The following is a 15,873-nucleotide window of genomic DNA, read 5'->3' on the forward strand; positions in this document are numbered from 1 at the left end:
AAAGTGTCTCGATTAATGATAAACTAGATTACATATAAACATAAAAAAGATAATATTAATTAATGGAAGGGAGTTCCCTTTGCATGTATGTAATGACACAAAGTGGATGGGTAGAAATAATTTGTGGTAGCATGTTTTCTGGAAAATCAGAGGAGCTTATTCGTCGCGTGCGTCGAGCAACCTATGGAAATCTTAACGTTCGCGTCTTTAAACCAGTTATAGACAATCGCTATGCGGAGGAAGCTGTTGTTTCTCATAATGGCAATTCTGTAATGGCACGTCCTGTAGAGAGTTCGCAGGCAATTTTTGATCATATTGATGATACGGTAGATATCGTTGGAATTGATGAGATACAGTTTTTTGATGAACATATAGTTGATGTAGTGGACGAGTTGGCCAATCGAGGTATGCGTGTTATCTGTGCAGGGTTGGATACCGATTTCCGTGGGGAACCATTTGGACCGATGCCTAAGTTAATGGCATTAGCAGAGTCTGTCACGAAGCTCAATGCGATTTGTCCAGTATGTGGTTCGCCTGCAAGTCGCACGCAACGGTTAATTGATGGCAATCCAGCCTCTTATGATGATCCAATTATTTTAGTCGGTGCATCAGAATCATATGAACCGAGATGTCGTCATCATCATGAGGTACCGAATAAACCAAGCCAGCAAGTGCAAGAACAGATTATGAAAGTTTCTAATTAGTCACCTTCAGGTACATTGCAGCTTAAAAGTTAAGCGAGAATAACTTTTGAGCTGCATATTATCGGAGGTGATTTTTAGTTTTAAAACAGATTGGTTGGACATGCGATTTGCGTTTCAGCAAAAACGTAAATCAACACATCGTTTTTTCACAAAGTATACTGTACGTTTATTTGCTGCTGTCAAAAAAATGATTCACTTCAAATAAACGTAAAAAAACAAACTTTGACCTCTAACCGTGTCTATACTATAATTATACTGTTAATCTGAGTGAGGTGAACGGAATGTTAGAACGATTACAATCGCTGGAGGATCGTTATCATAAGTTGAACGAGTTGCTTAGCGACCCAGAAATTATTAGCGATACAAATAAACTACGTGAATATTCCAAGGAACAGTCTGGACTAGAAAGCGTTGTTCAGGCATATCGTGAATATAAGGATGTATCAAGCCAATTAAAAGATGCAAAAGAAATGCTAGAAGATGAGCTAGATAGTGACATGTATGACATGGTTAAAATGGAAATATCCGAGTTAACCGAAGCAAAGACGGAGCTGGAAGAAAAAATGAAAATTTTACTTCTTCCAAAAGATCCGAATGACGATAAAAACGTTATTATGGAAATTCGCGGGGCAGCTGGTGGAGATGAAGCGGCATTGTTCGCTGGAGATCTTTACCGCATGTATTCGCGTTATGCAGAAAGCCAAGGCTGGAAAACAGAGGTCATAGAAGCACATTCAACTGGTGTGGGCGGATATAAGGAAATTATCTTTATGATAAATGGAAACGGCGCTTTTTCGAAGCTAAAATATGAAAATGGTGCCCACCGTGTACAGCGTGTACCTGAAACAGAATCTGGTGGAAGAATCCACACATCAACGGCAACAGTAGCTGTACTTCCTGAGGCAGAGGATGTAGAAGTGGAAGTACACGAAAAAGATATTCGTGTGGATACATTTGCTTCTAGTGGACCAGGAGGACAAAGTGTAAATACAACAATGTCCGCTGTTCGTCTTACCCACGTTCCAACAGGAATCGTTGTTTCCTGTCAGGATGAAAAATCGCAAATAAAGAATAAGGAAAAAGCGATGAAGGTGCTTCGCGCTCGAATTTATGATAAATTTCAACAGGAAGCCCAGGCTGAATATGATGAAACGAGAAAATCAGCTGTAGGTACGGGAGATCGTTCTGAACGAATTCGAACATATAATTTTCCACAAAACCGTGTAACAGATCATCGTATTGGTCTAACTATTCAAAAGCTAGATCAGATTCTAGAAGGTAAGCTAAGTGAGCTTATAGATGCATTACTTGTTGAAGAACAGACGAAAAAACTAGAGCAAATTGGTGAGTAATATGCAAAACAAGTGGAAGCAATATGAAGTCCTGGAATGGGCTTCTCTTTTTTTAGAAAAACATCATCGTGAGCCGAGGGTAGCGGAATTACTTTTACAGCATGAGCTGCAAATGACTAGATCTGCCTTTTTTGCGAACATGCGTGAACGAATTACACCTAAAGTGAAGGCAAGCTTTGAGGCGGCTATAATACAGCATGCAAAGACAGGCGTACCAGTACAACATCTGATTGGGAAAGAAACGTTTTGGGGACGTGATTTTCAAGTGAATAAAGATGTATTAATTCCACGTCCTGAAACAGAGGAATTAGTAGCCTTCACTATTTCTTATGTGCAAGAACATTTTTCTAATGATGCAACGCCTCGAATTGTCGACGTTGGAACAGGTAGTGGTGTTATTGCAACGACTCTTACATTAGAGCTTCCCAATGCACAGGTTTTTGCTACTGATATTTCAACAGCAGCATTACAAGTTGCAGAGGAAAACGCAAAGCAGTTACGTGCAAATGTTCACTTTTTACAGGGGGATTTTCTGCAGCCAATCATCGATCAACAAGGGACTGTTGATATTATTATTTCAAATCCGCCTTACATTAGTCGTGCTGAGGAACCTCTTCTTTCCGATACTGTAAAAGACTTTGACCCGGAAATTGCGTTGTTTGCTGATGAAGAAGGACTAGCTGCTTATAAAAAAATAATCAAGCAAGTTCCTCATGTAATGAAGGAATCCTGTATGCTTAGTTTGGAAATTGGACATGAGCAAGGAAATGCGGTGTCAGATATGATCAAATCAAAATTTCCGCAAAGTGCTCCAAAGGTTATTCAAGATATTAATAAGAAGGATCGTATCGTTACAGCACTGCTTTCAAAATGATGAAAGGCTGATCGAACGTTATTTATATAAAAATAATAGAATACTAGTTTAAAATCGATCTGCCCTGCCCATACTGTGAATAAGTTAATGGGGGGGCATTATTCATGAAAAAGCTATTATTTATCGTTATGATTTTTACTATCCTATTTCTATCGATTCCAACTTTCGGAAAAGGCGAGCAAAGAGATGGAGCAGTCGACTATCAGGTTATTCCTGATGAGGCAATCCGGCTACGAATTCTGGCAAATAGTGATGCGGAAGCAGATCAGAAAATAAAACGTTTAGTGCGAGATAATGTAAATGAGCAAATAACAAAATGGGTTGCACACATTACAGATATTAACGAAGCAAGAGCATTACTTCAAACTAAAATTCCAGAAATTAAAGAAATAGTGGAAAAAACCTTACAGAAAAAATCAATTTCACATAAAGTAAACGTATCCTATGGGAAAAAGGTTACTTTTCCTACAAAGCTATATGGCTCTTATTTATACCCTGCTGGAGAATATGAAGCAGTATTAATTACGATTGGTGCGGGAGAAGGTGCCAATTGGTGGTGTGTCCTATTTCCTCCGCTTTGCTTCTTGGATTTTTCAAATGGTACGACCGTAGCAGCCGAAACAGATGAAAAAGAATTAATCGAACCGGAAGAAGATGAAGAAGAACCGGTGAAAGTTAAATTTTTCTTATTTGAGTGGCTTGGATTGTCATAGCTTTAAAGCTGACTGCATAAAATGATAGAAATTACAGTTTTTAACCTATTAAAAAAAGTAGAGGTGAAAAGGATGAAAATAGTAGCAGCATATCGAGCGCCAATCGAACAGGTTGAGGAGTTTTTACACACAACGGAAAATGTGGAAAAGCAAGGCCTGTTAAAAGATGGGTATATTGTCTATATGGATGATAGGATTCAAGGATGCTTTCGATTAACAAACATGGAAGCGGATATATATTGGTTAAAGCAGTTATATATTGCGAAAGAAGCAGCAGCAAGCTTACCTGTATTAATTGAATCAATTCTTCAAATGCTAAAAGGCCAAAATGCCAAAAAAGTATATGTACACAGTCATCAACCAGTAGTAGATCTCTTATTAGAAGCATTGCAATTTTATCCACACCAAACAAAAGAGGTAACAGATAAATATCCACAGGATGGCGGGAACTGGTGGGCATATCAAGTTTCTTGATTGGTAAAATGGATTTATCAAGAATTGAAGAAAGAGGCTGCCTAGAGTGGAAAGTACAATAACATATTAAAGTTTGAGTTGTTAACATAGTTATGCACATAATCCACATTTTTTGGGGATAATTTGTGCACAAGTTATTCTTAACTCGATCATAATATAAGTAAAAGTAACGTATTTGTAAAGATATAACGTATACAGGCAAACTGTGGATAATAACAGGAGCTTGTATACATTTTTTGTGGATAAAAATAGTTCTTTTTCTTTTGCGTAACCTTCTACTTTCGACTAGAATGTAGGATAGAAAAGAGGTACATTAATGATGGAAACAAAGCGTTGGAATATAAGAAATGAACAAGAGAAAACAATCGAACAAATAAAGGCTGCCGCAAAGCTGTTAGAGGAAGGTTACACTGTGGCGTTCCCAACAGAGACCGTTTATGGATTAGGTGCAGATGCAACAAACGAGCAAGCTGTTAAAGAAATTTTTATGGCGAAGGGACGTCCGCAAGATAATCCATTAATTGCCCATGTAGCAACAAAAGAACAGTTAATGAAGCTTGTGGAAAACGTGCCAGCTTATGTGGATAAATTAATTGAAGCTTTTTCTCCGGGACCACTAACCTATGTGCTACCAAGTAACGGAACGTGTGCTACCAATGTTACGGCTGGATTACAGTCGGTCGGTGTACGCATACCAAGTCACCCTGTTGCCCAAAAGTTATTGCAAATTGTTCAAGTTCCGCTTGCGGCTCCCAGTGCAAATCTGTCTGGAAAGCCCAGTCCGACAACTGCTGAACATGTATGGGAGGATTTAAGTGGAAGAATAGCTGGAATCATAGATGGTGGACCTACTGGTGTTGGATTAGAATCAACAGTAGTAGATTGCACAAGTGATATTCCTATAATTCTACGTCCTGGTGGAATTACAAAAGAAGAGCTAGAAGAAATTGTTGGACCTGTAATGGTCGATCCAGCTTTAATGAACAAAGAAGATCAGCCTAAAGCGCCAGGAATGAAGTACAAGCATTATTCACCAGATGTTCCACTGTGGTTATATTCAGGTGGATTAAGGAAAATTCAAGAAGCAGTGAAAGCAGAACAGAAGCTAGGTAAACGTGTCGGCGTGATGGCAGATACGGATATGGCGACACAGCTTGATGCTGACCATGTTATCGCTTTAGGCGATGATTTAGGAGATATTGCTTCCCATTTATATGATGCACTAAGAACCTTTAAGGAAGAAAATGTCGATGTGATTATTTGCCAAACGTTTTCTGATAAGGGGATTGGTGAAGCCATTATGAATAGACTTCAAAAAGCTGCGACAAAGTGGATAAAATGAATCAACGATAAATTTTATCATGTTCTGGAGGCAAATTGCTGAGACATAATCCCGCTTAGACATGCATATAGTTAACAAGCATGTCCAAGGGGGATTTATATGTCAGAGCAAACACTTGGTGAAATTGTTTCATTGTTCTTTATGTCTATTGCATTAGGGATGGATGCATTTTCAGTTAGTCTTGGAATTGGAATGCAACGAATCCGATTAAAACAGATAGCGATAATAGGATTCGTAATTGGTATTTTTCACGTGCTTATGCCCCTTTTAGGAATATTGGCTGGACAAGCGATATCCGATAAGATAGGAAATTTAGCAACATTGACAAGTGGATTACTGTTAGTCGCTATTGGTTCTCATATGTTATTTTCAGCATTTAATCATGAAGTAAGAAGCCTATGGAATATTGCCGGTATTGGATTATTTTTATTTGCGCTTAGTGTTAGTATGGATAGTTTTTCTGTTGGCTTAAGCTTGGGCATTTCTGGTGTGCAAACTGTATTAGCGCTTGGCTTATTTGGTACCGCAAGTATGGTATTGACGTGGTTAGGAATGTTACTCGGTCGAAAAATGAATCGATGGATCGGCGCATATAGTGAAATATTAGGAGGAAGTATTCTATGTGCGTTTGGATTATTAATTCTTTTTGGCTAACTTTTGAATGACGATAATGGCCATTATTCTAGTACTTTATAAATCCAATAGTATAGTTATTAATTAGTAGGATTAGCATTAATATCCTACTTTTTTGTTTCTCTACAAGTACATCCATTTATGGTATATTATTGGATGTAAGCGGGATAAAATGAGACAATGGTCCTATAAAATAGGAGCTGTGGGAGGAGCTATGAATGAAAATATTATTTGTTTGTACGGGAAATACATGCCGAAGTCCAATGGCAGAGGCCTTGTTAAAGCATAAACTACCAAATGCTAACGTTAAATCAGCTGGGGTGTTTGCTGCAAAAAACCAACGAGCGAGCCAACAAGCAATCGATGTTTTAGCACAAGAAGATATAATGCTAGACCATCAATCCTCTCCAGTTACCACCGAAATATTAAACTGGGCAGATGTTGTACTAACGATGACAACAGATCATAAAAAATCGCTAATTATGCAATTCCCAGATTTTCAAGAAAAGTATTTTACGCTTAAGGAATTTGTTTCAGAAGCCGATAAAAATGTATGGGAAGAGTTAAAGAAAAGGTATGCGGATTATGCAGAAAAGCGCTCAGCTTTTATTCATGAAAATCAGCATAAGCTAGATAACGCGACGCTTAACGAAAGACTTCGGGAGCATGTGAAAGAAGATGTTGAAGTCATCAGACAGTTAGAGAAAAGCCTTATTAATTATGATATATCCGATCCCTTTGGTGGAGATTTTGAAATTTATTATGAAACAATGAAAGAACTTGATACATACATTGAGCTATTAATAAAAAAAATGAAATAATCAAGCTCATTATCAGGAGGAAGAAAATGAAGAAAAAATATCGGTTTAGCTTACGGGTGAAATTAATGCTTTTCACGACAATTTTAGCATTGATTACATATTCAACAAGTGCCTTCTTTTTGTATTATGTACATGATGCCGTTACGTCCTATTTTTCATGGTCATTATCAATGGAAGCATTTACGATTATCACTTTATTGTTGGGAATTATTTGGTCTGGTGTCCTTGCTTATGTAGCTGCTCGTTTTATTACGAAACCACTTGAAAAGTTAGAGCATGTTGCAACAGAAGCTGCAAATGGAAACTTACACCAGGTTGTTTCTATTTCCAATTCGGATGATGAAATTCGTGCGCTTAGCCTTGCATTAGATACGATGCTGACAAATCTTCGGAATATGGTGCAAAATATTGATATGCACTTTGAGCAGACAAATGACACCGTTGTGCAAATGAAACAGGCATCTCACCAAGTTGCACAGTACTCCGGACAAATTAGTGCATCAATTAGCGACATTTCAAAAGGTGCAGAAACCTCTTCAGAGGCGATACAACAAACTGTAGAAGCGGTAGAGCTTGCAACAACACTTGCAGAAGAAGTGCAAGGGAAAGCTGTACAATCTAGTAAGAAATCGACTACGATGCTGGAAACGCTGAAGGAAAGCACGTTAGTTGTGAACGAGCTTGTAGCAGGAATCCAAAAAATGGTGGAAGAGCAGGAAGCTTCCCTCAAGGATGTCGATAATCTAAAGCAAAACGCGGAGCAGGTAGAATCCATTATTACAATGGTTGGTGAAATTGCTGAACAGACCAATCTGTTAGCATTAAATGCTTCGATTGAAGCTGCTAGAGCGGGTGAGCATGGTAGAGGCTTTGCGGTCGTTGCCGAGGAAATACGGAAGCTTGCTGATCAAAGCGGAGATGCTGTACAACGTATTTCAGCATTGATTACAGCCATTCAAGAAGATGTTTCACAGGTTGTTATTCAAATTAACGAAAATGTAAATGATGCAAAAAAAGAAGCGGAAAATGGGGCTCATACAAATGCATCGATTGGAAAAATGTCAACTTCAGTCGAAGAAGTAGCAATGGAAATTGAATCTATTTCTTCGCTAGTCGATAAACAGCTTGAGTCCATTCAAAATACGGCATCACAATCTCAAGAAGTGGCAGCAATTGCCGAGGAAACATCTGCTGGAGCTGAGGAAGTAAATGCATCGATTCAAGAACAAGCTGTTACGATTGATACGGTAGACAAGCTGGCACATGAATTGGAGATACAAGCGAGTACGTTAAATAAACAAATTCAACAGTTTAAGCTCACATAAACGTATAGTCCAATTGTTAACAATATACGTCATATTCTGTTAGAATAAAGCTGTTAGAGTGAAATGTTACAAGTGACAGTCTGGTTGTCTTTACTTTTTGAAATAGTGTAAAATGAAGCTATTATGGATGACATCAAGAAATAAAGGAGCGGACAAAAAATGAAAGTAATATTATCAGCCGATCATGCAGGAATGACAATTCGTAATGAAGTAAAAAGCTTGCTAGATGAGATGGGAATCGAATATGAGGATACAGGCTGTAGCTGTGAAACCTCGGTTGATTATCCAGACTATGCTTTACCAGCTGCAGAGCGTGTAGCGAACGGTGAATTTGATCGAGGCATTTTAATTTGTGGAACCGGTATTGGCATGTCTATTTCAGCTAACAAAGTAAAAGGAATTCGCTGTGCGTTAGTGCATGATGTTTATAGCGCAAAGCTAACGCGAATGCATAATAACTCGAATATGATAGCAATGGGTGAACGAGTTATTGGCCCAGGTCTTGCTAGAGAGATTGCGAAGACATGGCTGGAAACAGAATTTGAAGGTGGACGTCATGAACGAAGAATTGAAAAAATCACTTTGTATGAAAATAAACACGAATAAATAGGATTTTTGAACAATGGCAGGGAAGGACTATATCTTTTCCTGCTTTCTTCAGAAATTTTTCTTTCGTTAAGGTGAGCTTCATTCAATGGAACGATCGAGGTGATTTAAATGAAAGAGCTATTGCAGCAAATAGAAACAGATATGAAAACGCTTATTACTGAATGGGTAGATAACGACTATCTAAATGGAGGCGATCTATTCGTTGTCGGGTGTTCGACAAGTGAAATAGCAGGTAAGCGGATTGGTACAGCCGGAAGCGAAGAAATCGCAGCCGCTATTTTTAAGCAATTGCAGCAGTTGCAAAAACAAACAGGTATTGAGCTTGTTTTCCAATGCTGTGAACATTTAAATCGGGCATTGGTTGTGGAGCAGGAAACGATGAAACGTTCCCAGCTTGAAGCCGTTTCCGTAATTCCGCATCGAAAAGCAGGGGGCGCGATGGCCACCTATGCTTACAAGCATTTAAAGCACCCGGTCGTGGTGGAGAGCATAAAAGCGGATGCGGGAATTGATATCGGTGAAACGATGATTGGCATGCAGCTTAAACATGTAGCAGTTCCGCTCCGCTTTCAAACAAAAACAATTGGTAACGCACGGCTGAATGGTGCAAAGACAAGACCAAAGCTAATTGGTGGCGAACGCGCAGTTTATCAAGATTCGTCTCTAAATCAAAGCTGCAATTAATTTAAAAAACAGGGGGATTTTTCATGAAGCATGTAAAACAAGCAGATCAAGCACTTTATGAAGCAATACAGGCGGAAAAAAAACGTCAACAAGATAAGATTGAGTTAATTGCCTCAGAAAACTTTGTTTCTGAAGCAGTCATGGAAGCAATGGGCTCTGTTTTAACGAATAAATATGCAGAGGGGTATCCGGGAAGACGTTATTACGGTGGCTGTGAATACGTTGATGTTGTAGAAGACTTAGCACGAGATCGTGCAAAACAGCTTTTTGGGGCAGAGCATGCGAATGTTCAGCCGCATTCAGGCGCACAGGCGAATATGGCTGTTTACTTTACGATTTTGCAACCAGGTGACACGGTGCTTGGCATGAATTTAAATCATGGAGGTCACCTAACGCACGGAAGTCCTGTGAATTTTAGTGGGACATTATATAATTTTGTCGATTACGGTGTAAGCGAAGAAACCGAACAGCTTAACTATGATGATGTGCTCCATAAAGCAAAGGAAGTAAAGCCAAAGCTAATTGTTGCTGGTGCAAGTGCCTATTCTCGTACAATTGACTTTGCAAAGTTCCGAGAAATTGCCGATGCAGTTGGCGCGTATTTAATGGTCGACATGGCGCACATTGCAGGACTTGTTGCCGCAGGCTTGCATCCAAATCCTGTTCCATATGCGGATTTCGTGACGACAACAACACATAAAACCCTTCGTGGCCCACGTGGTGGTATGATTCTGTGTAAGGAGGAATATGCGAAAAAAATTGATAAGTCGGTATTCCCAGGAATGCAGGGTGGTCCATTGATGCATGTGATAGCAGCGAAAGCAACATCTTTTAAAGAAGCACTATCCGATGATTTTAAAGTGTATTGTCAACAAATTATTTTAAATGCAAAGGTTTTAGGTGAAGCGCTCGTTGAAGAAGGAATTCGTATTGTATCTGGTGGGACCGATAACCACTTGCTTCTATTAGATGTAACACCATTACATTTAACTGGAAAAGTGGCGGAGCATGTATTGGATGAAATTGGCATAACGACCAATAAAAATACAATCCCGTTTGATACAGAGAGTCCATTTGTAACGAGTGGGGTTCGTATTGGAACAGCAGCAGTAACAACACGTGGATTCAAAGAGAAGGAAATGAAGGAGATTGCTGCGATTATTTCATTAACCCTTAAAAATCATGAAGATGAAGCGGTGCTAAAGGAAGCGGCAGCTCGTGTTTCTGCACTTACAGCCACGTTTCCGTTATATGCATAACTTGGTCAAGGATGCTCCTTTTTAGGGAGTATCCTTTTTTCAGTGCATGCATGAATCTGCGCTATAATTGAAAGGATAAGAGTGGAAATTAAAACGATGCTTGAATCCTAATCAATTTTTCAGTACAATTTTAAAGATGTAATTAATAAGAAGGAGTGGACACATTATGGGTAATGTACATGTTTTAGATCATCCGTTAATTCAACATAAATTAACGTACATAAGAGATAAGAATACGGGGACAAAGGAATTTCGCGAGCTTGTAGATGAAGTTGCTATGTTAATGGCATTTGAAATCACAAGAAATTTACCATTACGTGAAGAAAAAATTGAAACGCCTGTAATGGAAATGAATGCAAAAGTATTGGCAGGAAAAAAGATTGGACTAATTCCAATCTTGCGTGCAGGCTTAGGTATGGTGGATGGCATGCTTAAATTAATTCCAGCTGCACGAGTTGGCCATGTTGGCTTGTACCGTGACCCAGAGACACTTGAACCTGTAGAATATTATATAAAGCTTCCTTCTGATATATCTGAACGTGAATTAATTGTGATTGATCCAATGTTAGCGACAGGCGGATCAGCAAATGATGCCATCCATTCTTTAAAGAAACGTGGTGCGAAACATATCCGCTTAATGTGCTTGATTGGTGCGCCTGAAGGTGTCGAGCGAATTCGTGAAGCACATCCAGATGTTGATATTTATTTAGCAGCTCTCGATGAAAAATTAGATGAAAAAGCGTATATTATTCCAGGGCTTGGAGATGCAGGCGATCGTTTATATGGAACAAGATAACTAGGCTGAAGCGTTGCATTCCGAAACAAGAGAAAGTGAATGCACTTTCAGAAAAAAGTGGAGGGAATATATTGGGGAAGCGTATAAAGGTTATGACGATTTTTGGTACACGACCAGAAGCGATCAAAATGGCACCATTAGTATTAGAGTTAAAGAAACGAGTGGACGTATTTGAACCGATTGTTACGGTAACTGCGCAGCATCGTGAAATGCTCGATCAAGTGCTAGAGATTTTTGATATTACGCCTGACTACGATTTAAATGTAATGAAGCAACAGCAATCACTTGCACAAATTACCACACGTATTTTAGAAGGATTAGATGAATTGATGAAAGAAACTAAACCAGACATGGTTTTAGTGCACGGTGATACGAGTACGACGTTTGCTGCTTCACTTGCAGCATTTTACAATAAAATTGCAGTCGGCCATGTTGAAGCTGGTTTACGTACCTGGGATAAGTTTTCTCCGTATCCTGAAGAAATGAATCGTCTACTAACCGGAGTAATCGCGGATCTGCATTTTGCTCCAACAGAAAAATCAAAGCAAAACCTATTACAGGAAGATAAACGTGCAGATCATATTGTTGTTACTGGTAATACAGCCATCGACGCATTAAAAACGACGGTAAATGATTCCTATAAACATGCTATCTTAGATGAAATCGCGGACAAGCGTCTTGTTTTAATGACTGCACATCGACGTGAAAATCTAGGCAATAACATGGAGCAAATGTTTCGAGCAATTAAACGACTAGTGGATGAACATAAGGATATCCATGTTATATATCCAGTTCATTTAAATCCAGTAGTTCGCCAAACAGCAGCTGCTATTTTAGGAGAAACCGATCGAATTGATTTAATTGAGCCGCTTTCGGTGATCGATTTTCATAACGTTGCTGCTCGTGCCCATCTCATCTTAACAGATTCTGGTGGTGTCCAAGAGGAAGCCCCATCTTTAGGAGTGCCAGTCCTTGTTCTAAGGGATACGACAGAACGTCCAGAAGGAATCGAGGCTGGAACATTAAAGCTAGCAGGTACGGATGAGAACACAATCTTTTCACTTGCTAATGAACTTTTAACAAATGATGTAAAACATGCAGAAATGGCGCAAGCATCTAATCCATATGGAGATGGTAAAGCATCACGACGGATAGCAGATGCGATTATAGATTACTTTAAGACGGAAAAATAATCGCTCTTACAGTACAAGGTATAAAAAGGTTTCGTTCATATGAACGAAACCTTTTTGTTGTGGGAGAGTGGAAGGAAATCAACGATCGGCAGTTAAAGGATTACAGCGATAGGGAAGCTACCCAAGTGCTAGTTTTTCATAAAATGAAAACGATTCGCAGATGTATTATTTTCATTTATTAACAAAAGCTATAGATAAAAAGACCTGCTGCGATATGTTACGTAGTTATCATAGTACAATCTGTTTAAAATTTGTTATCTGGAATGTAAGGCGGAGACTCCTGCGGCAATAGCATGATTCTTGAGTCCCCACAGCGAGCGTTCATTGTGAGCGAGGAGGCTCAAGCCCGTGGAAAGCGTCGGCCTGTAGAGATAGGTAGAAAACAATGCCTAAATATACAATGCGAGGAGAAATGGCATGCACCAAATTAAGCAAATATTTTACATTTTTTTATTCATGTTAATGCTTGCAGCTCCCACTGTTACATTTGCTTTTTCAGATTCCTCCACTAGTCAAAAACAACAATCTATTATTATTGAAGTAGATGGGAAACCACAGGAACGAAAGGAATATATTGAGACATACTACCCTTCAATAGATGTCATTGCTACGTACGAAAAATTGTTTCAAGGCCTTGCGTTAAAAGGAGATGTTAGAAAACTGGAGAAGCTTGCTACATTAGAGTTTGTAAAAACGATGCATGCGGTTAGAACGTACGAAGTGGATAAAATAGAGATAGGAAAATCGGAAGCTGATCAATTGCGCAGTTCGTTTCAAGCAAAACGAATGCTGCAATCGGCATTGGGAGAAAATAATTACTTACCACACGAAATGAATCAAACTCCATATACGGGAAATGGAGTGAAAGTTGGCGTCATTGATACAGGAATCGATTATACCCATCCAGATTTAAAAACGAATTATGCTGGTGGCTATGATTTAGTGGATTTAGATAAGGATCCTATGGAAACAAAACCAGCAGAAGGTATAGCGACTCTCCACGGTACACATGTAGCAGGTATTATTGCTGCAAACGGTACTATGCAAGGCGTTGCCCCAAATGCAAGGATCTATGCATATCGAGCGCTTGGCCCAGGCGGAGTTGGAACTTCTGTACAAGTGATTGCGGCATTGGAGCAGGCGGTAAAGGATAAGATGGATGTGATTAATTTATCTTTAGGAAATACGATAAATGGCCCTGATTATCCAACGAGTCAGGCAGTTAACCGGGCAACAGAGCTTGGGGCTTCTGTTGTCATTGCAAATGGCAATAATGGTCCAAGTCGCTGGACAGTTGGCGCGCCCGCAACAGCGACTAAAGCTATCTCAGTTGGCGCATATGCTAGTCCAATCGAAAAACCAATGCTATCGATTGAAAAAGAAGATAAAACCATTGCGATACAATCAATGCACGGAGCAATCCCTTGGAATTTGATGAAGGATTATGAAATTGTCCAAGCAACGAAAGCGGAAGATTTAGCAGGAAAGATTGCTTTATTTTCACGTGGTAAAATTCCTTTTTCTCAACTAGCAAAACAAGCGGAAGAACAAGGAGCAGTGGCGGCACTCATCTATAACAATGAAGAAGGAAGCTTTCAAGGTACAGTAGCAGATAGCGCGGACACATTATCCATTCCAGTAGCTTCTATTTCCAAGCAATCGGGATTTTGGTTAAAAAACTATAGTGAGCAATTGTATCCGTTTGTTGCAACACGTTATGAAATAGAAAATGCAACGGTAGCCCCGTTTAGCTCACGTGGACCGGTAACAATGAATTGGAAGGTAAAACCAGATCTTATTGCTCCAGGTACAAATATTGTTAGCACGGTTCCCGGAGGCTATCAAAGTCTGCAAGGAACAAGTATGGCAGCTCCGCATATAGCAGGTGTTATCGCTTTACTAAAGGAAGCTCGTCCATCTTGGTCTAATGAAAAAATAACCGCCGCACTGAAAACGACGGCAAATCAACTCGTAAAGGAGTCTGGCCAATCAATTGAGCCAATTGCCCAAGGAACAGGATTAGTAAATCCTATGAAGGCAATAAATGCAAAGACGATCATTTATAATCAATCCATAAGCTTTGGCAAAATTGATGCATTTCGTAAAACGAACGTAACTAATATAACAATCGAAAATACAAGTAATACACCTCAAACGTTTACGTTTCATATTCCAATTAAAAAGAAAGGAATAAGCTGGCATTTACCACAAAGATTTACGATTCCAAAGCATGCAAAGAAAAAAGTTCCAATTGAGCTTTCAGTTACTTCTAATTTGTTAAAGGAAGGACTACATCAAGGCTGGCTTACCTTAAATCAACAAGATCAAACCTATCATTTACCGTATGTTTTTCTTAATAAGACAGCGGATTATCCGAGAGCAATGGGCTTTAGCTTTGAATTAGAACCATTTTCAGAAGATGAATTTACGTACCAGCTGTATTTAGCAGAGGCTGCAAAAGAGGTACGCATTGAACTGTATGATCCAGATACATTAATCTATGAAAGAACATTACTTCAGCTAAAAGATGCATCAGCAGGTTTAAATGATGGGAAAATGGATAAAGCGGATCTTGGGAAACCAGGCCTATATAAAGTAATGCTTACTGTTCATTTGGAGAATGGCACATTTGAAAATCATGAGCTAGATTTTCAAATTTTACCCTAGCATGAGTGCTTGTCATAAACCCTCGCCCTTAAACGGGAAGTGTTTCAAAGTACAAGAAGGAAGCACTTCCTGAAACTTATGGTAGTTCGACTTGTATCTAAAAATATTGGAGGAAGCCACTTTTTGCTTCCGAGAAATAGATTCGAATAAGTATATAACCACAAAGAAAATAGGAACTACTTTTCGTTTCATTAATTTCTTCACATAAATGTCAAATAATCACCTATCATAATCCGATATAATAGAGGATAAGGTTCTCTTGCAAATACTTTTATTTATAGGGTGAATTTTCAAGCGCTAAACACCAAGCTCCTCTGAAAATGAGAAGCAGGTGTTTTCATTTTTTCATTAATGATTAGAAGCGAATAAACAGGACACGTAAAAGAACAAAAATTTCTCGTCAAACACCCAAAAAATAAGCGGGAAT

15 protein-coding genes are annotated in these 15,873 nt (G+C 39.0%); all 15 read left to right on the top strand.

Annotation, left to right across the window (positions count from 1 at the left end):
• Positions 1-83: 83 nt before the first annotated feature.
• The 15 genes from SPK86_RS09085 to SPK86_RS09155 all read left to right on the top strand — a co-directional run bounded on the left by SPK86_RS09085 (position 84) and on the right by SPK86_RS09155 (position 15,446).
• Positions 84-704, top strand: a complete 621-nt coding sequence (locus SPK86_RS09085) for a thymidine kinase (protein WP_284140141.1) — start codon at positions 84-86, stop codon at positions 702-704.
• Positions 705-985: 281 nt separating this feature from the next.
• Positions 986-2,056 carry a peptide chain release factor 1 gene (prfA, locus tag SPK86_RS09090; RefSeq protein WP_284140140.1) on the top strand — a complete coding sequence of 357 codons (1,071 nt, stop codon included), beginning with the start codon at positions 986-988 and terminating at the stop codon, positions 2,054-2,056.
• A gap of 1 nt (position 2,057) precedes the next feature.
• Positions 2,058-2,930: a peptide chain release factor N(5)-glutamine methyltransferase gene (prmC, locus tag SPK86_RS09095; protein ID WP_330949240.1), complete on the top strand. Its 873-nt coding sequence runs from the start codon at positions 2,058-2,060 to the stop codon at positions 2,928-2,930.
• A 104-nt stretch (positions 2,931-3,034) separates the two neighbouring features.
• Positions 3,035-3,643, top strand: a complete 609-nt coding sequence (gene spoIIR, locus SPK86_RS09100; RefSeq protein ID WP_284140138.1) for a stage II sporulation protein R — start codon at positions 3,035-3,037, stop codon at positions 3,641-3,643.
• A gap of 72 nt (positions 3,644-3,715) precedes the next feature.
• Positions 3,716-4,117 carry a hypothetical protein gene (locus SPK86_RS09105; protein ID WP_330949166.1) on the top strand — a complete coding sequence of 134 codons (402 nt, stop codon included), beginning with the start codon at positions 3,716-3,718 and terminating at the stop codon, positions 4,115-4,117.
• A gap of 319 nt (positions 4,118-4,436) precedes the next feature.
• A complete protein-coding gene (locus tag SPK86_RS09110; protein WP_284140300.1) occupies positions 4,437-5,459 on the top strand; it encodes an L-threonylcarbamoyladenylate synthase in 1,023 nt (340 codons plus the stop codon).
• Positions 5,460-5,558: 99 nt separating this feature from the next.
• Complete coding sequence (locus SPK86_RS09115; RefSeq protein WP_284140136.1) at positions 5,559-6,113, top strand: manganese efflux pump MntP; 555 nt, start codon at positions 5,559-5,561, stop codon at positions 6,111-6,113.
• 197 nt (positions 6,114-6,310) lie between these two features.
• Entirely contained in the window at positions 6,311-6,913 is a 603-nt protein-coding gene (locus SPK86_RS09120; RefSeq protein ID WP_284140135.1) for a low molecular weight protein arginine phosphatase, read from the top strand.
• Between the two features lie 26 nt (positions 6,914-6,939).
• Positions 6,940-8,238 (top strand): methyl-accepting chemotaxis protein, encoded by a 1,299-nt coding sequence (locus tag SPK86_RS09125; RefSeq protein ID WP_284140134.1) that lies wholly within the window; start codon positions 6,940-6,942, stop codon positions 8,236-8,238.
• A gap of 159 nt (positions 8,239-8,397) precedes the next feature.
• Positions 8,398-8,844 (top strand): ribose 5-phosphate isomerase B, encoded by a 447-nt coding sequence (gene rpiB / locus SPK86_RS09130; protein ID WP_330949167.1) that lies wholly within the window; start codon positions 8,398-8,400, stop codon positions 8,842-8,844.
• A gap of 111 nt (positions 8,845-8,955) precedes the next feature.
• Positions 8,956-9,531 (top strand): TIGR01440 family protein, encoded by a 576-nt coding sequence (locus tag SPK86_RS09135; protein WP_284140132.1) that lies wholly within the window; start codon positions 8,956-8,958, stop codon positions 9,529-9,531.
• Between the two features lie 23 nt (positions 9,532-9,554).
• A complete protein-coding gene (glyA, locus tag SPK86_RS09140; RefSeq protein ID WP_330949168.1) occupies positions 9,555-10,790 on the top strand; it encodes a serine hydroxymethyltransferase in 1,236 nt (411 codons plus the stop codon).
• A gap of 166 nt (positions 10,791-10,956) precedes the next feature.
• Positions 10,957-11,586: a uracil phosphoribosyltransferase gene (gene upp, locus SPK86_RS09145; protein WP_284140130.1), complete on the top strand. Its 630-nt coding sequence runs from the start codon at positions 10,957-10,959 to the stop codon at positions 11,584-11,586.
• Positions 11,587-11,657: 71 nt separating this feature from the next.
• The gene (wecB, locus tag SPK86_RS09150) at positions 11,658-12,779 is read left to right on the top strand and encodes a non-hydrolyzing UDP-N-acetylglucosamine 2-epimerase (protein ID WP_330949169.1); all 1,122 of its coding nucleotides are present in this window, start codon (positions 11,658-11,660) and stop codon (positions 12,777-12,779) included.
• Between the two features lie 417 nt (positions 12,780-13,196).
• Entirely contained in the window at positions 13,197-15,446 is a 2,250-nt protein-coding gene (locus SPK86_RS09155; RefSeq protein ID WP_330949170.1) for a S8 family serine peptidase, read from the top strand.
• The last annotated feature ends 427 nt before the right edge of the window (positions 15,447-15,873 follow it).

This window comes from Virgibacillus sp. MG-45, assembly GCF_036409425.1.
GTDB lineage: Bacteria > Bacillota > Bacilli > Bacillales > Amphibacillaceae > LDC-1.